The organism is Microcoleus sp. C2D2 (assembly GCF_036702495.1).
Lineage (GTDB): Bacteria > Cyanobacteriota > Cyanobacteriia > Cyanobacteriales > Microcoleaceae > Microcoleus.
Genome location: NZ_JAUBTO010000009.1, coordinates 71,803 through 95,446 on the forward strand (window position 1 = coordinate 71,803; position 23,644 = coordinate 95,446).

At 46.0% G+C, this 23,644-nt stretch carries 23 protein-coding genes and 1 pseudogene; 8 read left to right on the forward strand and 16 right to left on the reverse strand.

Annotated features, from left to right (window positions below; translation table 11 throughout):
- Positions 1-30 precede the first annotated feature (30 nt).
- The gene (locus QUB61_RS05385) at positions 31-1,992 is read right to left on the reverse strand and encodes an iron uptake porin (protein ID WP_333126354.1); all 1,962 of its coding nucleotides are present in this window, start codon (positions 1,990-1,992) and stop codon (positions 31-33) included.
- Between the two features lie 81 nt (positions 1,993-2,073).
- Positions 2,074-2,253 (reverse strand): ATP-binding protein, encoded by a 180-nt coding sequence (locus QUB61_RS05390; protein ID WP_445300182.1) that lies wholly within the window; start codon positions 2,251-2,253, stop codon positions 2,074-2,076.
- Between the two features lie 636 nt (positions 2,254-2,889).
- On the opposite strand from QUB61_RS05390, the gene QUB61_RS05395 reads away from it, so the two are divergent.
- On the forward strand, positions 2,890-3,678 hold the full coding sequence (locus tag QUB61_RS05395) for a class II glutamine amidotransferase (RefSeq protein ID WP_333126357.1): 789 nt from the start codon (positions 2,890-2,892) through the stop codon (positions 3,676-3,678).
- A gap of 7 nt (positions 3,679-3,685) precedes the next feature.
- Here QUB61_RS05395 and QUB61_RS05400 read toward each other — a convergent pair whose 3' ends face one another.
- The 9 genes from QUB61_RS05400 to gltB all read right to left on the reverse strand — a co-directional run bounded on the left by QUB61_RS05400 (position 3,686) and on the right by gltB (position 13,627).
- The gene (locus tag QUB61_RS05400) at positions 3,686-3,838 is read right to left on the reverse strand and encodes an element excision factor XisI family protein (protein ID WP_333126443.1); all 153 of its coding nucleotides are present in this window, start codon (positions 3,836-3,838) and stop codon (positions 3,686-3,688) included.
- 256 nt (positions 3,839-4,094) lie between these two features.
- Positions 4,095-4,952, reverse strand: coding sequence for a hypothetical protein (locus QUB61_RS05405; RefSeq protein ID WP_333126360.1), 858 nt, complete (start codon positions 4,950-4,952; stop codon positions 4,095-4,097).
- Between the two features lie 35 nt (positions 4,953-4,987).
- Positions 4,988-5,224 (reverse strand): DUF4926 domain-containing protein, encoded by a 237-nt coding sequence (locus QUB61_RS05410; RefSeq protein WP_333126363.1) that lies wholly within the window; start codon positions 5,222-5,224, stop codon positions 4,988-4,990.
- Positions 5,221-5,595, reverse strand: coding sequence for a type II toxin-antitoxin system RelE/ParE family toxin (locus tag QUB61_RS05415; RefSeq protein WP_333026343.1), 375 nt, complete (start codon positions 5,593-5,595; stop codon positions 5,221-5,223). Before QUB61_RS05415 ends, QUB61_RS05410 begins: the two co-directional genes overlap by 4 nt.
- Entirely contained in the window at positions 5,585-5,869 is a 285-nt protein-coding gene (locus tag QUB61_RS05420) for a DUF2281 domain-containing protein (RefSeq protein ID WP_228049972.1), read from the reverse strand. Before QUB61_RS05420 ends, QUB61_RS05415 begins: the two co-directional genes overlap by 11 nt.
- A 143-nt stretch (positions 5,870-6,012) precedes the next feature.
- Positions 6,013-6,285 carry a DUF4926 domain-containing protein gene (locus tag QUB61_RS05425; RefSeq protein WP_333126446.1) on the reverse strand — a complete coding sequence of 91 codons (273 nt, stop codon included), beginning with the start codon at positions 6,283-6,285 and terminating at the stop codon, positions 6,013-6,015.
- Between the two features lie 148 nt (positions 6,286-6,433).
- Positions 6,434-7,444 (reverse strand): DNA-processing protein DprA, encoded by a 1,011-nt coding sequence (locus tag QUB61_RS05430; RefSeq protein WP_333126367.1) that lies wholly within the window; start codon positions 7,442-7,444, stop codon positions 6,434-6,436.
- Complete coding sequence (locus QUB61_RS05435; protein WP_333126370.1) at positions 7,423-8,784, reverse strand: hypothetical protein; 1,362 nt, start codon at positions 8,782-8,784, stop codon at positions 7,423-7,425. The genes QUB61_RS05430 and QUB61_RS05435 overlap by 22 nt, the downstream gene beginning before the upstream one ends.
- Before the next feature lie 256 nt (positions 8,785-9,040).
- Positions 9,041-13,627, reverse strand: coding sequence for a glutamate synthase large subunit (gene gltB / locus QUB61_RS05440; protein WP_333126373.1), 4,587 nt, complete (start codon positions 13,625-13,627; stop codon positions 9,041-9,043).
- 359 nt (positions 13,628-13,986) lie between these two features.
- On the opposite strand from gltB, the gene QUB61_RS05445 reads away from it, so the two are divergent.
- The 7 genes and pseudogenes from QUB61_RS05445 (at position 13,987) to QUB61_RS05475 (ending at position 18,504) form a co-directional block, all read left to right on the forward strand.
- On the forward strand, positions 13,987-15,279 hold the full coding sequence (locus QUB61_RS05445; protein ID WP_333126377.1) for a transposase: 1,293 nt from the start codon (positions 13,987-13,989) through the stop codon (positions 15,277-15,279).
- A gap of 36 nt (positions 15,280-15,315) precedes the next feature.
- Positions 15,316-15,471, forward strand: a pseudogene (locus QUB61_RS05450) (DUF433 domain-containing protein); the annotation flags it as partial.
- A gap of 114 nt (positions 15,472-15,585) precedes the next feature.
- Positions 15,586-15,993 carry a hypothetical protein gene (locus tag QUB61_RS05455; RefSeq protein ID WP_333126380.1) on the forward strand — a complete coding sequence of 136 codons (408 nt, stop codon included), beginning with the start codon at positions 15,586-15,588 and terminating at the stop codon, positions 15,991-15,993.
- The gene (locus tag QUB61_RS05460; RefSeq protein WP_333126383.1) at positions 15,929-16,624 is read left to right on the forward strand and encodes a Fic family protein; all 696 of its coding nucleotides are present in this window, start codon (positions 15,929-15,931) and stop codon (positions 16,622-16,624) included. The genes QUB61_RS05455 and QUB61_RS05460 overlap by 65 nt, the downstream gene beginning before the upstream one ends.
- Positions 16,625-16,842: 218 nt before the next feature.
- Positions 16,843-17,262: a cupin domain-containing protein gene (locus QUB61_RS05465; protein ID WP_333126386.1), complete on the forward strand. Its 420-nt coding sequence runs from the start codon at positions 16,843-16,845 to the stop codon at positions 17,260-17,262.
- 126 nt (positions 17,263-17,388) lie between these two features.
- Positions 17,389-17,718: an iron-sulfur cluster assembly accessory protein gene (locus QUB61_RS05470; protein ID WP_333126390.1), complete on the forward strand. Its 330-nt coding sequence runs from the start codon at positions 17,389-17,391 to the stop codon at positions 17,716-17,718.
- 600 nt (positions 17,719-18,318) lie between these two features.
- Positions 18,319-18,504: a hypothetical protein gene (locus tag QUB61_RS05475; RefSeq protein ID WP_333126396.1), complete on the forward strand. Its 186-nt coding sequence runs from the start codon at positions 18,319-18,321 to the stop codon at positions 18,502-18,504.
- 80 nt (positions 18,505-18,584) lie between these two features.
- Here QUB61_RS05475 and QUB61_RS05480 read toward each other — a convergent pair whose 3' ends face one another.
- The 5 genes from QUB61_RS05480 to QUB61_RS05500 all read right to left on the reverse strand — a co-directional run bounded on the left by QUB61_RS05480 (position 18,585) and on the right by QUB61_RS05500 (position 23,643).
- A complete protein-coding gene (locus QUB61_RS05480) occupies positions 18,585-19,571 on the reverse strand; it encodes a glycosyltransferase (protein WP_333126399.1) in 987 nt (328 codons plus the stop codon).
- 310 nt (positions 19,572-19,881) lie between these two features.
- Positions 19,882-21,096: a response regulator gene (locus QUB61_RS05485; RefSeq protein WP_333126402.1), complete on the reverse strand. Its 1,215-nt coding sequence runs from the start codon at positions 21,094-21,096 to the stop codon at positions 19,882-19,884.
- A gap of 215 nt (positions 21,097-21,311) precedes the next feature.
- Complete coding sequence (gene yidD, locus QUB61_RS05490; protein WP_333126405.1) at positions 21,312-21,542, reverse strand: membrane protein insertion efficiency factor YidD; 231 nt, start codon at positions 21,540-21,542, stop codon at positions 21,312-21,314.
- 78 nt (positions 21,543-21,620) lie between these two features.
- Positions 21,621-22,547 carry a tRNA pseudouridine(55) synthase TruB gene (gene truB, locus QUB61_RS05495; protein WP_333126409.1) on the reverse strand — a complete coding sequence of 309 codons (927 nt, stop codon included), beginning with the start codon at positions 22,545-22,547 and terminating at the stop codon, positions 21,621-21,623.
- A gap of 406 nt (positions 22,548-22,953) precedes the next feature.
- A complete protein-coding gene (locus QUB61_RS05500; RefSeq protein WP_333126412.1) occupies positions 22,954-23,643 on the reverse strand; it encodes a calcium-binding protein in 690 nt (229 codons plus the stop codon).
- Position 23,644: the final 1 nt, after the last annotated feature.

Genomic DNA, 23,644 nt, shown 5'->3' on the forward strand with positions numbered 1-23,644 from the left:
GACTTTACCCGCCCCCACAGCATTACACTCTTAAAAAGAGAAGGATGTTCTCAATACACCAACTGCGATCGGGTCGCTATCGGGAGTGTGACCAGGTTGAAAAATCAAGATCAATCCAGGAGTGACGCTGATATTATCATTCACCTGCCAGCGGTAGAATACCTCTACATGAGTAGTCGTTCCGGGTTGCCCGCCCTCACGCCCTAAACCCGTATCTAAAAAATCAGGTACGTTATTGCCTGTAGGTAAATTGCTGCTGACAATTTTAGGCGGTTGCCCGATATAAATTCCTCCTAAATTTCCTGTTTTAAACAAATCAGGAAAATTTACAAAAACCATATAATTTGTAGTTGCTACCGTACCTGATTTACCCGGAATGCGAGAATTAGTATAACCCGCCCAACCTCCCAGAGAAACTCGCGATGAAATGCGCCAATTTAAACTGGCTCCAACTGCATTTGTTTCCAGAGATGCTGACTTGTTTGTGCTGGGATTGATAGCAGTTAATTGACCATCGCCAGCCAAATTAATCAGATTACCGTCCGGCGAATAATCGTTAACATAATAGACAGTAACATCAACTGGATCGGCTGGTGTCAGAGTTAGTTGTAGACCCAATGTATTGTGTCCTCTAGGCCCATTAGAACTGACAAAAAATCCGGGAATGTTAGTAGAATAAACTGCTTGGAAACTGGCTCGCTTCGCAAATTGCCAGTCAATGCCGATACCGCCTAAACCCAAACTAGTGTTCAAAATTGGGTTTCTTTGGGCGAAGGCAGAAAGGGGGCCCGAAGCTGCACTTTCTGCCCGATTCGGCCCTCTAAAACCGGTAATCATGTTAACTCCTGCTGTTCCTGCAAACACTGCCAATTTGTCGCCGACAAGAAAGCGGTAGTTGAGGTCGCTGACAGTTAATCCAGGAGTTTCGCCTAAATTATAAGCAACGTTTGTGTCTTCGGTTAATTGTGGTGAATTGCTTCCATTCTGGTTGTAAAAACCGATTAATAAGTTACTGCGAGGACTAAATTGAGTGGTTAAATATAATTGAGTGAAGTTGATCGAGTTGACATTTGTACCGGGGTCTTTGGTATCCCTTTTGCCGTCTCTGGGAGTCCGATCCGCACGGTTCGGCGTGCGCCCTTGTATTCCAAAAATTGTGAATCCCGACAGTTTAGTTGTGGTCGAAAATTGATTGGCTTCTAGTTCGCTAGTTCGCGCTTCTAGCACATCCACTCTGCCTCGGATTGTGGCAATTTCTGCTGCAAATTCTTCTTGCAATTTTTGCAGTTTTATTAAGTCGTCTCCCTTAGCTAGACTTTCAGTTGATTTGGCGATGGACTCGCGGATTTTATCTAAACAAGCATTTACTCCGGCTGCAAATTCATAGCGCGTTATAGCGCGGTTTCCGCGATAGGTTCCGTCGGGGTATCCAGCTATGCAGCCATATCTTTCTACTAAGGATTGTAGTGCTTGAAATGCCCAGTCTGTCGGCTGTACGTCGTCCAGTTGCGAAACTGATGTGACTTGTTCCATTGAGTCGTCAGCAGGGTCAGTTAATGGGGGATTTTCTAATTTATTTTCTTCTACTAACGGAGGTATTTCTGCGGGCTGCGTCTCGCTGGCGTTGGATCTGTTAGTTTCTATCTCGCTGACAATAGGTAGAAGTTGCTCGGAGGTGGGATTAATGGGTAAATTTAGATCGACATTGCGAGCATTTTCGACTGATTTGCGATCGGGAGTACCCTCAAAGCGAGCATTTTCGACTGATTTGTGATCGGGAGTACCCTCAAAATTATCCGGTAAATTGTTTGTCGCTGCGAGTAATTGATACCATTCATTAACTCGATCTTCCGAATTTGCACTATTTGCTGTTGTTTCAGGATCTGTCGTTTCTGCTAATGCTGGAATGCTGAATAATGCCTGCAATCCGAATCCTAATATTAAGCTGCTAAGGATTTTCCCAATTTGTCGATCGCATTTGTGATTTTTCATGAGTAATTCTACTTTGTGAGTAAACAGCAAAAAAAGTGAGAGAAAGGGGGATTCCCTACGGGATAGCTACGCACGCGCGTACTATGCGAGATGAAGGGCGATCGTAAATTCCGTTTTTTCTCCCAAAACCGACGAACAAGTCAAACTGTCACCCTGGGTTTCTTCCATTATCTGACGGCTGATTGACAATCCGGTTCCTTTCCCAACAGATTTTGTAGTGAATGAAGAGTCAAAAATCTGCGATATTATTTCCTCAGACACTCCTGTGCCATTGTCTTTGATTTTAATCCAAATATCTCGCTCTCGCTCATATAACTAAGTAGTAATAGTGTAGTAATAGTAATGATGTTGGGTGCGGATGTAATCGATGCAAAAATATACCTTTGCTTAGCTTTTTATAAATCATCGAGCGCCTTTTTCAAGACCATTCATAAACACCGGATTCAGTTCTAATAGCATTTAAACAAACTAATATAGCCATAATTTTTGATAAGTTTAATAGCCGGACGGTTATTATTTGCCTTCAAACGGTGCTGCAAAATCATCAAAGTGCTATCAATTCCTTCCCGGATATCGGCTAACACTTTATACTAGCTGTCTGCACGGGAAAAAGTGCCGAGCGATTTTTTTAGCCATCGCTAACTTTTTTAATTTCTGTATCATTACGGTTGACAAAACAAAAATATTAAGTATAGCAAGTCTCGCATCATTTGTGAATTTCTTACTCCCTCCCCAAGGCATCGGGGAGGGTTGGGGTGGGGTAAAAAATTTACAACTCCTGCAAGGATTGCTATATATTTAACTTATTTAAACCCCTTAATACTATAATACTATCATCGCCAATCTGTAGCGGCCAATAGCTGCGACATTTATTCAAACTCGACAAATTTAAAAGCTATGTGCCAATTACTGGGAATGAACTGCAATGTTCCAACAGATATTTGCTTTTCTTTTGAGGGTTTTTCTGCAAGAGGTGGCAGAACAGACGTTCATCAAGACGGTTGGGGAATTGCTTTCTTTGAAGGTTTGGGATGCCGCCTTTTTATAGACTCTAAACCTGCGATTGCTTCTCCGGTTGCTGAAGTAGTGCGTCGCTATCCCATTCATTCAACTAACGTGATTGCTCACATCCGCAAAGCTACCCAAGGCGCAATTGCTCTGGAAAACTGCCACCCTTTTATTCGGGAACTTTGGGGGCGCTATTGGGTGTTCGCTCACAATGGAAATCTCGAAAATTTTTCCCCACAATGTGCCGGCGTTTACAAACCTGTTGGCAAAACTGACAGCGAAAAAGCTTTTTGTTTGATATTAGAAAAGCTGCGCTCGACTTTTCCTCAAAGCAAGCCTGCTTTAGGGGAAATTTACCCGGTTCTGGAGGAAGTTACTAAAACTTTGGCAGAGTACGGAATTTTTAATTATTTACTTTCTGATGGAGAACACTTGTTCGCACACTGTTCTACTAATCTACATTATATTGTGCGACAAGCACCTTTCGCTAGCGCGCACTCGATCGATGAGGATGTGACGGTGGATTTTCGGGAACTGACAAATGAGGACGATCGCGTGGCTGTTATTGCCACTTTTCCGCTGACTGATAACGAAGTTTGGACGCAAATTCACCCGGGAGAATTGCTGGTATTTCAGGATGGTTTGCCTGTCAATTATGGGTCGCTGGAGTTAAGTTAAATGACCGCTACGAAGCGGCTGCAAAATCTGTGTATTGCCGCATTCCCGGCTCGTGAAATGCCAACACGATATCTTCCTTGGGAACTCCTGCACGCACCAAATCCGTTGCAATCCCATCTTCTGTCCAGTCTTCTTCAATCCAAAATTTGCGATCGCGAATCCGAACGTAAACAGCCTATCGATTTTAGATTTTAGATTTTAGATTTTAGATTGAAGAATTGGAGAATAAATAACCGTTTTGTTCGTCGGTAATTAAGAATGTTTCGATGTCTGGTTGAGGATGGCGGCACAATTATAGATACTCGGTTAAAATATGCTCTATTACTTTGGGATACTCAGTTAGTTTATCCATTGCACTATTTTCTCTACTATCGATCGACCTTTTTTGCGATCGCCCTGCGCGAATTGCGATCGCCTCAAATCCCAGATTCAGTAAAAGCTAGGTTCAAATCATCAATCAACCTCAATTGTTGGGCCCACTCTGTTAAGTAACCCCGATCCAAATTCTCAGATTGGACTTTCAGAATTCCCAAAACATCATTCCATTGTTTTTGAGACTTAGACTGTTGCCGCCAGAGCAGTTTTGCCAACACAATATCTTCAGGAGAAGCAACCCAAAATTGTTCTACACCAGCTTCGTCAAGCGCTTCTAATCGTCGTCTTGCCATTTTTGAGCGATCGAATTCAGTATTAGAATTCAGCACAATATCAGCATTCAATACTAAAGTCATGTGAGTGACGCTCAACACCATCCCTCTACCCTCTTGAATATCTTCTACCGAACCCGGAGGGCAGTAAAAACCAGCCGTTTCTAGTGCTTCAACTAATTGAAAAATATTGTCCCGGAGCAATTCAATTACTAAATCTAAATCGCGTGTTGTTCTCGGGTCGCCATAGACAGAAGCGGCAACGCCTCCTGTAATATAATAAGAGACACCTAATGTTTCAAAAATTGGGTGCAACAGTTTAGCAATTTCGCTGGGGTCTTGCGTCCACATAGAGGGATCACTGGTGGGGGTTAAATTTGGCAACCACTTGCTACCTAATATCGATCGAGCAAATCGCTCTTTGTAGGTTGAGGGACAAGCTTTTTTCATTCCGCGCAAGCTAACAGTTTTTGCCCAACGATTTAATTTTGCCCCCATTTGCCACCGTTGGGAATTGGTGAGTTGCCGCAGTAGGTAAAAATCAATTGCATCAGCTTCAGGAGTTTTATCATCCGACTGGGGACGGTATCCAGGTTTGATGGATATTTTCGGTATGGATTGAATCATTTTGCTTGTTGATTTCCCTAATTCTATACATGATATCAGTTAACAAGGCTCACTGTAGTTCTGTCTGCACTTGTGGGCGATCGCAAATAACTTCCACGTAGCGTCGCAACTGCTACAATGTTTCCCAACAGAGCGAAGAAGTCAACGCTATAACCTGTTTCTAGTCCCTCAACGTGATGTTGTTCTACAACTGTACCGATATCGCCGGCATAAAGTCCTTCTTCTGGAAGGTTGCACAGCAAGATGACATCTGAATAAAGTTGATAGTTCATAATTCTTCTGATTCGGGAAATTGTTGCTCATATTGGGCTAGAATTTCTCGAACTGTTTCGGCGGCGATGTCTGATAGGTCTGATTTAGAATAGATCGTCACCAAAACGATCGAATCGCTAGTTTTGAGGTAATAAATAGCACGGTAGCCCGCGCTTTTGCCTTTTTGAATGTCGCTGTTCTTAATTCGGACTTTGAAAATTTCGTACTCCATTCCCGGAATGCGATCGCCCGGAAGTTCCCCCGCTTGAAGTTGTTCGATTACAGGCTGAATGTCGTTGCGAATGTTGCGATAGCGTTTGCCTAAAGTTCGCAAGTCTCGTTGAAATCGGGGGGTGAGTTCAATTTGGATCGGTTGTCGCTCAATTGTCATCGATGCCATCCCACAGTTGAGACAAGGGGAGAGTTTGTCCGGTAATTGCCTCATGGAAGCCTTGCTGAATCCCTTCGATGACAGTTTCAGTGGGGTCATCATCGGGATCGATATCAGTGTTTTGACGAATTTTTTGTTGCAGTTCTTTGAAGCGTCCTTTATAGATATCTTCCCATTTATCGGACTGCAAGAATTTGATGAAAGCTAAGACTTCTTGTTGTTGGTCTGGCGATAAGACCTTCACATTTTCCAAAATGGCTTGTTCGACGGTCATAATTATCCCTTTTTTTGATTGCTATTCTACAATCCACTAACAACATTATATCGCACGGGTGGGTTGACAGCAATTCAGGGGTGACTTCCATTAAATTAGTTTGGGATACTCAGTTAGTTTATCCATTGCACAATTGCCTCTACTTACGCAGCAAAACTATTAACCAGTCTAACTGTAGGTCTATCTGCACTGGTTGGCGATCGCAAATAACTTCCAGGTAGCGTCACAACTGCTACAGTGTTTCCCAACAGATCGAAGAACTCAACGCTATAACCTGTTTCTAGTCCTTCAAGGTGATGCTTTTCCACAACTGTACCGATATCGTCGGCATAAAGTCCTTCTTCTGGAAGGTTGCACAGCAAGATGACATCTGAATAAAGCTGATAGTTTATATCGTTCTCTGTTAAGTTGTCAATCTGGAATCAACGTAATCAAACAGGTAAAATGCCCCTCAAACGCAATATGTAACATTCGTCCTCCTCAGATTCACAACTCATAAATTCTATGTCGGAATATTTGTTTAATTGTTTCTTATAAGTTAACCGCATTAGTTGAAAATTACTTCTACATAGTGAGCAATAAGTTTGACATCTTCTCCTCTTTTAGAGCGGATTCAAGCACGGGATATGACTGTTTAGTTAATAAAACAACAATTTTAGAGCTGGAGTTTTTGCTGTTTTTTAACTCTACAAACTCATTTAACCCTTGAATTCCATATTTAATGATTTTTATATTAGCACTATAATCATCCCGGTGCATATCTGTTTCCACAGGATGTATGATTCCCAAGGGTCTGTTAGACTCAACAGAAGCTTTCACAGTGAAACGTGAGCCTCCGTCAATAGAACTTTGGATAAGAATCAAACCTGCTCCAAGCCCTGCTTGAATTCGACAAGATTTCACAACCGAAAAAGTATCTTGCTTCTTCAAAGGAGGAATTTCAGAGACAACAAGCCCACCATTTGTCAAGATGCGTTCAATATTAATTTCCGATTGCTTTGGCAAAGATCGGAAAGAGGGTTTAGCTAATCCACTGCCTACCACTCCGATTACCTCTGCAAAGCAATTGTTGTCACGATCTAGAATTGAAAAAGTGTCTATGCCATCAGCTAAACCATTACAGATGACCCAACCTCTTGAGGAAAAATATTTACCCACTCGTTCGGCAATTATTTTGCCATTTTCATTTGGCTTCCTTGTCCCAATGAGAGTAACTACATCTTTATCTAGTAAAGATAGGTTTCCCCTAAAAAAAAGTATCGGTGGAGGATCTTTTAAATCCAAAAGCTTCTGAGGATAGTTTGCATCTACAACAGAAGTGAAACCAATTTCATGAGATTCACATTCAGCTAGTATATCCTCAGCTTGAGAAATAGCTTTTTCGATTTCTAAAGCTGAATACTTTTTTCCCACCAATGCTAGAAGTTTAGTAAGGCTAGCATTAGCATTCGCACTTGACCAATAATGGTAACTATTTTGTATAGTAACCCGACTTTTCTTGACAAATACAGCCCCGACTCCCTTGAGAAGAGAGAATGCGAGAATAATCAAGCTTAGTTCCGAATTTCGTTCCATACTATGTTCTCCGTGTATCCGCATCCATCGCCACCATATCTAGGCAAAACGCAGGAATAAAACTTACTACCAGTTTGCCTATTTATCTTTACTTGTAGTTGTTTATTCAGGCCATTTACTACACACTTAGGACAGAGTTTACTACTGTTCACAGGTGTTATCAGATGAAACAAAGCAATAAATAGAATATTCTTTGCTCCTCTAGCACGTAGGTTCTCTGCCAGAGCATCTGCTGTAGCTCCAGTAGTGTACTGATCATCAATTATTATGACATTTTTGCCATTGACATTCACTCCATCCTGCAAGATAAGGTTACTACGCACGAACCTCCGCCGATCGCCTGCTGAAGGTTGTCTGCGAGTTGAAGAATCTACCCCCTCATTCCACTCAAATATACTGAGGCAGTTCAACGAGGCTGTCTTCTGTCCAACAAGTTCAACAATGAGGTCAAACAATTCCCCCATTTTATTCGCTGGTTGCGTTGTCTGCTTGTCCGGCACATAGGTAAATATATCCCATAAAAAGGATCTTTGCTCTAGGATACGGTCTACATAAGTTATGACAGAATCCCGAAGTGTATATAATAACTCTCTGCTTCTATCCGCCCGATTGAACTCGAAGTATTTCTCCGTAGTATGGTATTTATCGCACTCACCCTGAGACTGCCTAGCCAAAATTCTGTGAGCAGTGAAGCTTCCTGCCAGAAAGTCATCACGACGCGGTTTCCTTGCTAAGTAACTTACCGTACCCGTGTAACGAGCTTCCAAGCACAGTAAATTCTGCAAAGGATTCCTCAGAATATTTAGGATCTCATCATAACTCTCAGCGTAGTATGTAGAACCGCTCTTAATGTTTTTAACATAATCACCAATCCCGTCTCTAATCTCTAAATTTGTTGCTTCATAGAATGCAGTTAATACTGTTGGTACTCCTAGTCCTCGACCCAGTTCAATATCTAACCAAGAGTCACCAAGCACGTAACAATTGCTATCTGAAATTTCTATGTTTTGCGAACGCAAAAAATTAAGAGTCTTTAAGGTATTAGGTTTATCTGCAAGCGACAGTGCAGAAACATTACTAAAATACTCTTTGACAATTGTATTGACATATTTGGGATGCGAATCAGAGACAATAATACACTGAAATCCCAGACCTGTTGCTTCGGAAATAAATTCTCTAGCACCCTCAAAGATTTCAATCCGTGATAAATCTGTTTGCTGCTGCCCATCTTTCATGGGTTTCAATGCGATATCTGCGGTATTTGTTAAAGTTCCATCCAAGTCTATTAACAAAATTTTACGCTCGGCTAATACCCTGTTGTTCCTGGGAATTCTAATCATGGAATTCTCAAAGTTGCTCGTACTATTACCAGTGAGTGTATTAGACCTCTTGCAAAAGTCCTTTTCATAAATTTATTGGACGGGCAAGATTCCCATCCCACAAGGAAAAATAACTCTTGTGGGATGGGCATCTTGCCCGTCCTAGTTATTTTTGCAAGAGGTCTATTGCACTAAACCTATAAAAACCGAATACGCGGCATAGGTAGTGTGAGTCTAAAAAGGGGCTTCAACCCCTTTTTAGACTTCATTTTAAACCCTAGCTGCCGCCAATTCGGGCGACATCGCGAGCGTTTTCTTCAAATGCAGCCGTCAGCGCATCATCACCGCTTAAACCCGATGCGATCGCCCTTTCAATAGCCTGCAACACCCGCTTATAATCCCTCGGCATCACCTTCACAAACACCGGCACCATCTCATCCCACGCAGCCAGAACCTTCGATGCCTTCGCACTTCCAGTCAAATCAACGTGAGTTTGAATTAACTGCCGCAAATCGCTAATTTCCTCAGGATCCTCGAGTTTTTCCAACTCCACCATCGACATATTGCAGCGAGTAGCAAAATCCCCCGCCTCATCCAAAATGTAAGCAACACCGCCACTCATACCCGCTGCAAAATTGCGCCCGGTTGCACCCAAAACCACAACTTTGCCGCCAGTCATGTACTCGCAACCGTGATCGCCCACACCTTCAACTACCGCATTCACGCCAGAGTTACGCACCCCAAAACGTTCGCCCGCAATCCCTCGGATGAAAACCTCGCCGGATGTCGCGCCGTAAAGCACTACGTTACCGACAATCACGTTTTCTTCCGCGACAAAGGTAGAAGCTGGCGACGGATACAGGATAATCTTGCCGCCGCTGAGCCCCTTGCCCAAATAGTCGTTAGCTTCGCCTTCGAGCTCCAGGGTGACACCCTTGGGTACAAAAGCCCCAAAGCTTTGCCCGGCGCTGCCTTGGAAGTGCAGGTGCACCGTGTCATCCGGCAAACCTTCCCAGTTGCGTTTGGTGATTTCGTTGCCGAGAATTGTGCCGACAACGCGGTTGACATTGGTAATCGGCAGTTTGGCCTGTACCTTTTCGCCGTTTTCGATCGCACCTTTGCACAAATCCAACAACACAGTCATGTCGAGAGACTTGGACAACCCGTGATCCTGCGCCATCTGACAATAGCGCCCGACATCCGCCCCAACCTCCGGCTGATAAAGGATTTTCGAGAAATCCAAACCCTTAGCCTTCCAGTGTTCCACAGCTTGTTTCGCTTCCAAAACATCAGTCCGCCCCACCATTTCATTCAGCGTGCGGAAGCCCAACTGCGCCATAATTTCCCGGACTTCCTGCGCGACGAAGGTCATAAAGTTTACCGTGTGATCGGGGTCGCCGGTAAAGTTTTTCCGCAGCAGCGGGTCTTGCGTCGCCACGCCCACCGGGCAAGTGTTCTGGTGGCACACGCGCATCATGATGCAGCCCAATGTCACCAGCGGCGCGGTCGCAAAACCGAATTCCTCAGCACCAAGCAAGGCAGCAATTGCTACATCGCGGCCGGTTTTCATTTGACCGTCAGTTTCCACCACAATCCGGCTGCGGAGATTGTTGAGTACCAAAGTCTGATGAGTTTCCGCCAGTCCCAATTCCCAAGGTAAACCGGCGTGTTTGATCGAAGTCTGCGGCGAAGCGCCGGTTCCGCCGTCGTAGCCGGAAATCAACACGACATCGGCGTGGGCTTTCGCAACCCCGGCCGCGATCGTCCCGACTCCAACTTCCGACACGAGTTTGACGCTGATCCGCGCTTCCCGGTTGGAATTTTTCAAGTCGTGGATCAATTCCGCCAAATCTTCGATCGAATAAATGTCGTGGTGAGGAGGAGGCGAAATCAATCCCACACCCGGAGTCGAGTTTCGCACCTTGGCAATCCACGGGTATACTTTTTTACCGGGCAACTGTCCGCCTTCACCGGGTTTTGCGCCTTGCGCCATCTTGATTTGCAGTTCCCGCGCTTGGGAAAGGTACAAGCTGGTAACGCCGAAACGCCCGGAAGCAACTTGTTTGATCGCGCTGTTTTTCGAGTCGCCCCGATCGTTCGTCCAAGTGTAGCGTTCCGAGTCTTCCCCGCCTTCACCGGTGTTCGATTTGCCGCCAATCCGGTTCATCGCGATCGCCAGAGATTCGTGGGCTTCTTTAGAAATCGAACCATAACTCATCGCCCCAGTTTTAAAGCGTTTGAGAATAGATTGGATCGGTTCAACTTCCTCAATCGGTATCGATTCCCGCTGCTTGAATTGCAACAAACCCCGCAAGGTAAAATGCTGCTGGTTTTGTTCATTAACCAGCCCAGAATACTGTTTAAAAAGCGTATAACTGCCCTCGCGCACCGACTTTTGCAGCGCGTGAATTGTCTGCGGACTAAACAAATGCGCCTCGCCTTCTTTCCGCCACTGATATTCGCCGCCGACATCGAGAGTATGTCCGCTGGATGGGCGATCGGGGAAAGCGTGAGTATGGCGTAAAATTGCTTCTTGGGCGAGGACTTCCAGGCCTACACCTTCAATCCGCGAGGCTGTCCAAGCAAAGTATTTATCGACTACGGATTTGTTTAAGCCGATCGCCTCAAAAATCTGCGCGCCGCGATAACTTTGAATTGTGGAAATCCCAATTTTCGAGGCAACTTTCGTCACACCTTTAGTTGCCGCTTTAACGTAGTTTTTGCAAGCTGTTTTGTACTCGACATTTAGCAGCAATCCTTCGCGGATCGAATCGGCGATCGTCTCAAAAGCCAAATACGGATTAATCGCGCCGCAACCGTATCCAATCAGTGTCGCAAAGTGATGCACTTCCCTCGGTTCGCCGGATTCGAGCACGAGTCCCGCCCGCGTGCGCGTACCTTTACGGATCAAGTGGTGGTGCAGGCCTGCAACTGCCAGCAGCGCCGGAATTGGGGCTTTGTCCGGACTGATGCCCCGATCGCTCAAAATGATGATATTCACCCCGGAGGCGATCGCGCTGTCTGCTGATGCAAAAACCTCTTCTAAGGCCTGTTCCAGACCTTTTACGCCGCTTTTGGGGTCAAACAAAATCGGCAGTGTAATCGACCGGAAATTGCCCTCATTTACGTGTTTGAGCTTAGCTAATTCTTCATTGCTGAGAATCGGCGTTTTCAGTTCGATCAAATGACAGCTTTCCGGTTCTGGTTTGAGCAAATTGCGTTCAGCGCCGATCGTAGTTTCGGCAGAAGTTACAATTTCTTCGCGGATAGAATCAATGGGCGGATTGGTAACTTGAGCAAACAACTGCTGGAAGTATTCGTAAAGCAGTTTTGGGCGGTTGGAAAGCACCGCCAGCGGCGTATCCGCACCCATCGCGCCGACAGCTTCCACGCCATCTTTTGCCATCGGCGCTAACAGCAACCGCAGTTCTTCAAAGGTGTAGCCGAAAGCCATTTGCCGCTGGATCAATGTTTCGGGGTCGGATTCTGGCAATGCCGGCGCATCTTTCAGTTTGGCGATTTCGACCATGTGCTGGTCTATCCACTGGCGGTACGGGTGTTCTGTGGCGATTTTGGTCTTAATTTCCTCGTCAGAGACGATGCGGCCTTCCTCGGTATTTACCAGGAACATCCGCCCCGGTTGCAAGCGGCCGTTGGATGCAATCCGTTCTGGGGCGATCGGCAAAACTCCCGCTTCGGATGCCATAATTACCAAGTCGTCTTTGGTAACGCAGTAGCGGGAAGGGCGCAAACCGTTGCGATCGAGCACGGCCCCGATCGAAGTACCGTCGGTAAAGGCGATCGAAGCTGGGCCGTCCCAAGGTTCCATCAAGCAAGAATGGTATTCGTAGAAAGCCTTTTTCTCGTCACTCATCGACTCGTGGGCTGTCCAAGGTTCCGGAATCATCATCATTACAGCGTGCGGCAAAGAACGCCCAGCCAAAGTCAGCAATTCCAAAGCATTGTCAAAAATCGTCGAGTCGCTACCTTCGATGTTGATTAAATTCGGGATTTTCTTCAAATCGTCTCCGAACAACTCCGACTCGAACAGCGATTGCCGCGCGTGCATCCAGTTAATGTTGCCGCGCATCGTGTTAATTTCGCCGTTGTGGGCGATGTAGCGGTAAGGGTGCGATCGTTCCCAGCTCGGAAAAGTATTCGTGCTGAAGCGCGAGTGAACCAGGGCTAGAGCGCTTTCCATGTCCGGGTCGTGCAGGTCCCGATAGTAATCGCCGACTTGCACCGGCATTAACATACCCTTGTAGACGATCGTCCGGCAGGAGAGTGTGGAATTATACCAGTATGGGTCTACATTCGTCCTGCGAATCGCATTGTGAGCGCGTTTGCGGATGACGTACAGTTTCCGCTCAAAAGCCGCCTCGTCCATACCTGTGCCGCGCCGCAGGAACACTTGCTGCATGAAGGGTTCGCTAGATTTGGCGGTGTCGCCGAGGGACGAGTTGTCCGTGGGCACATCTCGCCAGCCGAGCACTTCCTGGCCTTCTTCTGCCGCGATTTCCTCAAAAATGCGCTGCCCGTTTTCGCGTTCAGTTTGATTTGGCGACGAGTAAATCGCGCCAACGCCGTACTCGCCGGCTTCGGGAAGTTGGATGTTTAGGGCCGCGGTTACTTTTTTCAGAAACTTGTGGGGCACCTGCATCAAAATGCCCGCCCCGTCTCCGGTGTTGGGTTCGCAGCCGCACGCGCCCCGGTGGTCGAGGTTGAGCAGGATTGTCAGTGCCTGCTCGACAATTTCGTGGGATTTGTTACCCTTGATGTGTACAATAAATCCGACTCCGCAAGCATCGTGCTCGAACTGCGGATCGTACAGGCCTTGCTTTTGTGGCAGTCCGTTGTGGTTCATTTTGATGTGTCTCTCAAAGTGGTGAAAAGATTTCGATCTAGAGTAGAGGATGGGATGACGATCGCTCTAGTATCATGTATTATAAGTGGATCTACTCAATTAGGTAGATCCACCAAAAAATCAAATTTTTTTATATCCGAGTAAAATAATAGTTAAAGCCGATAAATTAACTATGGAACCCGGAGGTTAAAGATTTATGCTTGAACACTCTTCAATTATTAGCGTATCTCCTGAGATTATGGGCGGGATCCCAGTATTGTAAAACTTCATTGAGTTTATAGGCAATTATAAACAATAATTGTATTATGTTGTGAGTGGTGAACAAGGAATAGGCATAGCCCAAAGAGCGGAAGTCCCAAATGCAACTAACAGAGAGGCACATCATTAAATCAACGGAACACCGTTTCGCCCAGATTGACGAACTAGCTTTCAAGTCCAAAAACCTCTACAATGCCGCTAATTACGTGATTCGTCAGAGCTTTATTTATGGATGGAACTATGTCAATTACAACGAAATGAATCGTTTGATGAAGTCTCACGAAGCATATAAGGCTTTGCCTGCCAAGGTCAGTCAGCAAATCTTGATGGTGCTAGACAAGAATTGGAAATCGTTTTTTGAAGCCGTTAAAGCTTACAAAGCAGACTCTTCAAAATTCACTGGTCGCCCGAAACTACCAAAGTACAAAGATAAGATCAAAGGGCGAAACCTTCTCGTCTACACGATTCAAGCGATTAGTAGCAAACAGTTGAAGAAGGGAGTTATTAAACTTTCTGGGACTGACTTTTTAATCAAAACTAAAGTCAATCCCAACCAGATTTGTCAAGTTAGAGTGGTTCCGAAATGTGATTCCTATGTAATGGAGGTAATTTATGATGCTTGTACTGAGCGTAGTCGAAGTGAACCGGAGTCCACAATCAGCAATGCCAACTCTGTAGCTAGTATTGATTTAGGATTAGATAATTTAGTGGCGTTAACTTCAAATCAACCGGGATTTATCCCTTTGTTGGTTAACGGGCGACCATTGAAATCGATCAACCAGTTCTATAACAAGCGAAAAGCACGACTACAATCCCAGTTAAAAATAAATCGTCAAACCACACCCCGGATTCAGCGCTTAACTCGCTGTCGCAATCAAAAAGTTGATAATTACTTGCATCATGCTAGTCGTGTGATTGTTGACCATTTGGTAGCGAAACAAATTGGAACGCTAGTAATCGGCAAAAATGCACAGTGGAAAACCGATATCGGTCTAGGTAAACAAACTAACCAAAATTTTGTCAGTATCCCTCACTCTCGATTAATTGAGATGTTAGAATACAAAGCTCGGTTGGTGGGAATCACAGTGATTGTGCAGGAAGAATCTTACACGTCCAGAGCAAGTTTTGTGGGTTTAGACTCAATGCCTGTTTATGGAAAAACAGAAAAAGAGCCTGTGTTTACTGGTAAGCGGATTAAGCGGGGTTTGTACAAAACATCGACTGGTCAGCTAATTAATTCCGATGTGAATGCAGCGTACAATATCCTCAGAAAAGCAATCCCAAATGCGTTCAGCGATGGGATAGGGAGCTGCGTAGTTCAGCCGAGGCGGGTCGATCCGCTCAAAGTAAAAGTGAAAGGGGAGGGGCTTAACGCCTCCCATGTCTATAAATGACTATACTTTTGCCAGCTATTTGCTTGTACTAGGGTTCCGGTACAAACACTTCTGGATTATCTGAAAGCAGGAGAATCTATTGATGATTTTTTGGATGGATTTCCAACCGTAACTAAAGAGCAAGTTATTAGGTTGCTGGAAGAGGCAGAAAAACAGCTTGTTGGCCACGAGAGGAGAAGTTATATCTTTTGAATTATTCAACCGCAGAGACCGCAGAGATCGCAGAGGAAGAGAAGAGAGATGAGTAATTCCGGTACCAACTCACATCTTGCACCCTTGTTAATAAGCTTTTCAAGGGCGGGCAAGATGCCCACCCCACAAGAAAATTTACTCTTCGCTTCACAGGCATCTTGCCTGTTCTTGAGAAATGAGTTTATCGCACTGTTAAGGCGACTTTATCCTCAGCGTCTGGGTGACATTCTCCACCAGTATTTTGCCTTCTCATCCACGATGAACATTGCTGAAAAATTGCAAAAAGTCGATCGACTCAAAGCCTGGTTAGATAGCTTTCGACCGCTTTCTCCCACCCTGGTTGCAGAATTGAAAAAACTCTACGACGTTCGGTTCACTTATCACTCCAATGCGCTGGAGGGAAATACCTTGACTCCGCGCGAAACCGAATTAGTCCTAGAAACCGGCATCACTGTCGGTGGCAAAACGAAAGCGAGAACACCTAGAAGTCATCGGACATCGAGATGCGATAGACTACATTGAAACGCTCATGCGATCGGACACGGAGATCGGTGAATGGGAAATTAAACAAATTCACAACTTAATTATAAGGGCGATCGCCCCGGAGGAAGCTGGACGCTATCGGCAGTTAGATGTCAAAGCCGCCGGTACCGAATACCTCTATCCGCCTCATTATTTGCTTTCGGGTTTGATGCCGGAATTTATCCAATGGCTCAACGATGCTAAAATCCGATCGTTACATCCGCTAGAGTTTGCAGCCGAAGCACATCTTCGCTTTGTTTCGATTCATCCATTTCGGGATGGTAACGGACGAACCGGACGGCTATTGATGAATCTCCTGCTGTTGCGGGCGGGATATCCCATTGTCATTATCTCTAACCAGGTGCGTGCTGCCTACCTAGATGCGATCGCAGAAGCACAGCAGCATGGTTCTGGGATTCATCCGCTCCTCGATCTTATTGTAGATGCGGCCCGATACTCGCCGATCGAAACCTTGCAAATCCTAGCAACCGCCAGCGATAGCCTGGGTCAAGGGCTACCTTTCTATCAAGAGATGCTAGCAGTTTTGCAGCAGCAGTCTCAAGAGCTGGATGAGAATTCACTTTTAATCAATATTCAAGCACCAACGGCCGTAGATGAAGATTTGATGTAGATTTGGGCGATCGCAAATATCGGGTAACAACCGCTGCGATCATTTTGCTATGGTGGTCAAGGCGGGTCGATCGAGCAGAGCAGACAAAAGTGCAAAACTCTACAGTCCGCTAACGGGTCCGCGCGATCGGACTTAGGTTTTAAGGATAAATTAGTTAATATCACAATCCAACGTCGTTTACCAAAGGATTCGCAAGGAATCCTCAAGGAGTGAAAATCATGGTTCAGATTCAAGATATTTCTCAAGTATCTACTCTGCACGCACCTGCAGCACCCAACGGAATATCCGCTACAGAATTGCGGCCTTGGGGTTCATTTACGACTCTAGAAGAAGGCCCCGGATATAAAATTAAGCGGATCGAAGTTAAGTCCGGACACCGCCTCAGCCTGCAAATGCACCACCACCGCAGCGAACACTGGATCGTGGTTTCAGGTACTGCAAAAGTTACTTGCGGCGAAAAAGAAGAAGTTCTGTTTACAAATCAGTCTACCTACGTTCCTCAGTGCATTTCTCACCGGCTGGAAAATCCAGGAGTTATCCCCCTGATTTTAATTGAAGTGCAGAATGGCGAATATCTCGGAGAAGATGATATTGTCCGCTTTCAAGACGATTATGCCCGTACAGAAAAGGCAAAGTAACTCACTCAAATTAACGTGCGCGGCCTGGCGCACCCTACATTCTCAGTAAAGTGCGCTAGATTCTGCGGGTAAGGTGCGCGGCCCGGCGCACCCTACATTCCAATTACAAATTACCAATTACCCATAATGATTCATCTGAGCAAAACAGCAGCGATAGAAGTAACGCGCCTCAAGTCGAAGTATCCGAACCCCAATGCTTTATTTCGTCTGGGCGTGGAATCGAGCGGCTGCTCGGGTTTGTCTTATACAATGGCATTTGACGATGCGCCAGCCCCAGAAGACGCTGTATGCGAGTCGGAGGGAATTTCCGTTGCGATCGACCCCCAGCACTTAAAATATCTCAATGAGCTCACCTTGGATTATTCAGAAGACTTAATGGGCGGAGGTTTCCGATTTCACAATCCCAATGCCGCCCAAAGCTGTAGCTGCGGCAACTCCTTTTCGGTAAAGGAATAATCCCTAGGATAACACTCAAAGACTTAGAAAAAGTCCAAAAAACCTTCAAAGAGCCCGGTCAAGACTACCGATATCGACGCCAGTTCAGCATTAGGAATTGACGGCTATGTCGAACTCACAACTCCCGATACTTACCCCGTAAAAGGATTAAATCAGCCAGGAATCCCCGGACTTGGACCGCCGGCGCGAGGTTGTTAAACTAGCGCCCAAAGAGCAAGTAGGTTTGTCATCACCGGGCGCGGCGGTTTGCCACCGACTCCCAGCTAGCGAGTCAGCAATAGATTAAGTAGTTCCCTACCCACTTTAGGAAGGCGGTTGAAACAGCGACTGCACAAACGAAGTCTGCCTGCACAGACAAGCGAGATCGAGGGGGGTATTTAAGTAGGATTTGGTATCAGTAAATTAGGACTAAAGTCCTTACTAAAAACCGATGATGACCGAATACATTAGGATGAAAAAATCATGAGTCAACAAGCTTGTGCAGATTTTTTTGCAGCCGTTAGTAGCGATGCCACTTTGCAACAATAGGTAGCTACAGCCCTATCCCAAGCAAACCTAGAAGCCCTATATGGCTACAAAGAAGACTAGGAGATATACAGCATGGAAGGCAGAACATTTACAGAAATTGAGGAGTTAAGACGGCTGGAAGCAGAAGGAAAGGCCTGGGTGCGGGTGGGAGCAAAACATGGGTACGAGTTTACATCAAAAGAAGCCGTCAATAAGCATCAAGAAATTATCCAAGAACATATCGTGGCTACGGCAGCGAAACTGAAGCGGTTGATATAGCAATCCTATTTGATTCATCAACAGGCCTCACCAAAGGCTGGTTTGTAGTGAGGACTGAAGTCCTCTCTTCAAGATTTAAATCAAGCTGGTGTACCGAGAATTGTCCACTGCATTAACTGCTGCCACTCGGGAGATTGAGCTAATAAATCTGCATCCAATTCATTTCCTGCATCCTGCGAAAATTCGGCAAAACATTCCACCCAATTAATTACTGTTTCCACAGGCAAATAAGGCGTATAATTCCAAGAACGCTGCAAAAACTCTACCATCTCAACAGTATGACCGGTGCGGTGCAAATACCAAGCAATCCAAACTAAGGTACTGTACTTGATTTGCTTTTCCAACAAACGTATTTTATCCGGCAATTCGGGGCGGGAAAAAAAATTGTCCATGACTGCGGCGAGGGATTTAGCCTGGGGTAAACCTTTGTACATGGCGCTTTGTTCGTGCTGGCGGTAGCAAACAGTTACTTGCTGCAGCCACTCTGCTTCGCATCCCATTAAGGCTAAACGCAGCACTAAATCTGTATCTTCCGCCGGTGGAAATCGAGGATCGAATCCGCCGGCGCGCTCTAACCAATGGCGGCGAAATACCATCGCGCTGGGTAATACTGGTTTCCACCGCAGCCACATTTCTAAGTCTAATTTAGGGACGTTTTGCCAGGGCTTGACATCTTTTAGCGGTTCGCCTATACTATTAACTAGACGCCAGCCGCTGTGGACTATTCCTAGATGCGGTCGCGCTGCAAATACAGCAAGTTGTGCAGCTATTTTGTCGGGGAAAAAGTAGTCATCTGCATCAAGAAAGGCGATGAATTCTCCTCGGGCTAGTTCGATACCGCTATTTCGGGCAATCGAAACTCCTTTATTTTGTTGGTAAATGTAGCGAATTCGATCGCTATATTTCTCTAAAACTAATCTGGTGTGGTCTCGGGAGCCGTCGTCTACTACAATAATTTCCCAGTCAGCAATTGTTTGGTGCAGCACGCTCTCTACTGCTTGGCACACGTAATCCGCGCAGTTGTAAGCCGGAATTACCACGCTTACCTGTGGGCTTCTATCGCTCATAATTAATATCAAGTTTGATGGATTATACCATTTTAAATTTGAGATTTTAGATTTGAGAATTGGGAAGGACTGATGACCGTCTGGTTGGGATCGCGGGCCTACAGTTGCTTTATTTTTTTGAACTGGTATTAGAATCAATATCCGCTGGGCTGGTTTACGGAAATCCGGGCTTGGAAATCAAGAAAAACCATGCACCCGCCCTACAAGATGTATTGGTAAAATGCGGTTGAGTCTTTATTTGACAATACTTATCGGGTGCCCCGGAGGCTGACGCACGCGATAAGCGAGGCTTTTTGAGCATAATTTGGTATCAAGAATTTGCCAAGGTAAGCTGTTGTGAATTCAGTACATCATGGGAGCGATTTGCCGCAGGCTGGCCCTCGCCTTTTACCTTCACATACTTGTCAGCTATTTCCACAACCTGTTCGGGATTGACCGGCTTGCTCAAAAAATCGGTAGCACCTGTAAATTTCGCTCGCGTGCGGTCAATTATAGTGTCTTGACTGGTCAAAAACACGATCGGAGTTTCCCGAAAAGCCGGTGTCTGCCGCAAAAAATGGCACAAAGCAAAGCCGTTTGTCTTCGGCATCAAGACCTCCATAAAAATTAAAGCAGGCTTGTGTTTGGCGATCGTGCCCACTCCCTGCATGGGGTCTTGAATTTTTAGGACTCGATACCCCTGGGGCGATAAAATTTGCTCTAAAAATTCGCATACTGCCGGACTGTCATCGATACAGGCAATCAAAGGGCGACCCGGCCCAGCGCTCACCGAGGCAAGGCGCCACTGTTCTATAGGCGACGGCAAGTCTGGTACTGTTCGGAAATTTACTAAACCCTGTTTCATGTAATTAACTAAAGCGCGAGTTGCGATTGTCACGCACTGCTTTTTCTTATCTGCAATATCCCAAAGAGTATTCTCGCCGTTAAATACGTTAGCCAAAGCGATCAAAGAATTAGAACTAAATCGATTTTCCTGCAACTGGGCCGACGCTTTTAAAAGCGGTGCTTGTTCTGGATCTACCAGCCACAAACCCATTTCTTTCCACTTCTGCCAAATTTGTTCTGTAGAACACAGCATTTTCTCTACTTCCGTGACAGACAGCAGCAAAGAAGAGGTAACTGTAGAAAAATATTTGTGGGACGGACGCCACTCCCGGCGCAAACCCGATTGACCGATCAGAGCAAAGAACACTTCAGAAACGCTGCTGTGGACGATCGCCTTAGCTTGTTCCAGACTCATTTCCCTGGCTGCTAGCCCTCGCTGAAGCAGTTGATATTCCCACAGTTCTGCAGCATCGAGGTCTCTGAGATCCACTTGAAAATTTCGACAGTGTTGCCCGATCGCCCTATACCAGCGCCTCGATCTGTGCGCTCCTCCTGTGGCATAAACCAAACAACCCTGAAAAAAGTAAAGTTGCCACTGTTGTTCCCCTTGTTCTAACACCAATTTCCCCGTTGCTTTTTTCTGGCCCAGGACTGCCACAGTATGAGACAACATTTTGTATCCGATTGCGCTAGCAGACATATCAACTCGCATCCCCTGTACTCTGTTTGTACTATTATAGCTGCTGAGTTTGGGAAGAAAACAGTAATATTACTGAATTTGGGTCACTAAAAACAACTAATTCTGCGAATTTAACCCCCTCAGGGAGCGATTCCCCTCGGGAGTTTTAGCCCGCTCGGATGCAAGGCCTGCGTGCACTATTAACTAATAACTAAAATACTGCTTCTAACTAATAACTAACTGGGCTGGCTATCTTTGGGAGGTACTGGATCGTAACCCCCAGGATGAAAAGGATGACAGCGCAAAATCCGCTTAACTGCCATGGACCCGCCGCGGCGGGCCCCAAATCTTTCTATTGCTTCGATCGCGTATTGCGAACAAGTGGGTTGAAATCTACAGGCGTTAGGCAGGTAAGGAGAAATACCCATTTTGTAGCCTCGGATTAATCCGATCAGCAATATTTTCATAATTTTTACCTCAGCGCTGGATTAGATTAATCGCAAAATCTTGTCCGGTACCTATTTTCAGTGTTGCCTCGAAGATAGCTAAAATACAATTTGAGGAGATAATATGGTACTTGTCTCTGAGTTCGCTACTTGACCGATACCTAAAAATTTACCATCTCGATCGTAAACCTGCAAGGGATACGGAGGTTGGGGTATGGGGTTGCTACTTTCCTCATAGGGCCCGATCGGCGTTTCGGGAATCGGGAGGCGCTGTCCTTGAAACCAGCGTTTGGTATATTCAGGGGAAAGGACGATCGCGCCTAAATGTCCCAAAACCGCCGATGGCAAAAGCGGGCAGAATTTATCCTCCTGCAATTGCAGTTCTAATTCTTCAAAACTTAGACTTTGGTCGAGCGAAAAACCGCTACTTTCGGTGCGAGTCAAACAAGCCAAAGTACCGCCTGCATTCAACACAGCGCCCAAATCCCGCGCTATCGCCCGTATGTAAGTACCCGCCCCGCAGGCGATCGACAAATCCAATTCCGGAAAATCCCCAGATCGCCAATCCAAGATTTCCAGTCGAAAAACTTCAACATTTCTAGCAGCAACGGACACAGTTTCGCCTTTTCTAGCTAACTCATAAAGGCGTTTTCCTCCCACTTGAACCGCACTAAAACTCGGCGGAAATTGCTCGATTTTTCCTAGGAATTTGGGCACGGCAGCTTGCACTTTTTCCAAACTCAACTCTGGCACCGGTCGAGAATGGATAATTTCTCCTTCTAAATCGTCAGTAGCAGTAGTTAAGCCAAACCGAATCGTGCCTCGGTAAGCTTTGTTGTGTTGGAGATATTGCAGAAGTCTGGTTGCTTTGCCCAGGGCGATCGGTAAAACGCCGGTCACAGCAGGATCGAGGGTTCCTCCGTGCCCGACTCGCTTGAGTTTCAATAGCCGGCGCACTCGCCCCACGCAGTCGTGAGATGTCATGCCCGCAGGTTTGTTGAGATTGAGAAAACCGTCAGTAGTCATTAGTCAGTAGTCATTAGTCAGTAGTCATTAGTCAGTAGTCATTAGTCAGTTGTCATTAGTCAGTTGTCATTAGTCAGTTGTTATTTGTTATTTGTTATTTGTTATTTGTCATACCAAATCCTGCTTAAATAACTTTCTATATCTTAGTCTGCGGAGGCAGACTTCGTTTGTGTAGTTTGAGGTCAAAAGCGGTTTCAAGCACCGAGTCTCATAAAATGGTTAGCCAACCCGGATTTTGTATCAGTCAACAGTCAACCGTCAACCGTCAACAATTCCCAGTTTGTGTAGTTTGAGGTCAAAAGCGGTTTCAAGCACCGAGTCTCATAAAATGGTTGGCCAACCCGGATTTTGTATCAGTCAACAGTCAACAGTCAACCGTCAACCGTCAACCGTCAACAATTCCCAATTAAAAAATAAAGTCTGCCGAACTGATAGAAGAGGGGGCTACTCCGAATAAAGTAGCGAAAGTTTCCTTGGTGGTTGTAAGCTGAATAATTGTACTCGGCGAAGTTCCGGTCCCAGCGGAAATGGTGAGTTTGCTAAAAGTGAGGCCGGCAGTCAAGCGAATTCGATCCGTACCATCAGTAAAGTCTGTAATCACATCACCATCTGCCGAACTCCCGATCGCAAAAGTATCGTTTCCGGCGCCGCCAGTTAAAGTATCTCGGCCTGTATCGCCCGATAAACAGTCATCGCCGATGCCACCAAACAGCGAGTCATCGCCTCTACCCCCAAAAAGCGTGTCATTACCCGCGCCGCCCAACAAAGAATCGCTGTCTTGGTCGCCAAACAGCCTATCATTGCCGTCGTCGCCGCTTACCGAGTCAGAACCTTTGCCGCCGTAGATACTATCGTCGCCCGCGCTGCCGAAAACGCTGTCGCTGCCGCCACCGCCGTAGAGGGAATCGCTTCCCCCTAAGCCCAAAATGCTGTCAGGGCCACCCAAACCAAATATCAAGTCAGCGCCCCCACTACCACTGAGGGAGTCGGGGCCGCTTGTGCCCCTCCTGCCGCCAGCAGCCCCTCCGGTAGTGGTACCGCCGGTGGGGGTTGGGGTTGGGATGGGAATTGGTTGAGATGGCACTGCTGATGGCATG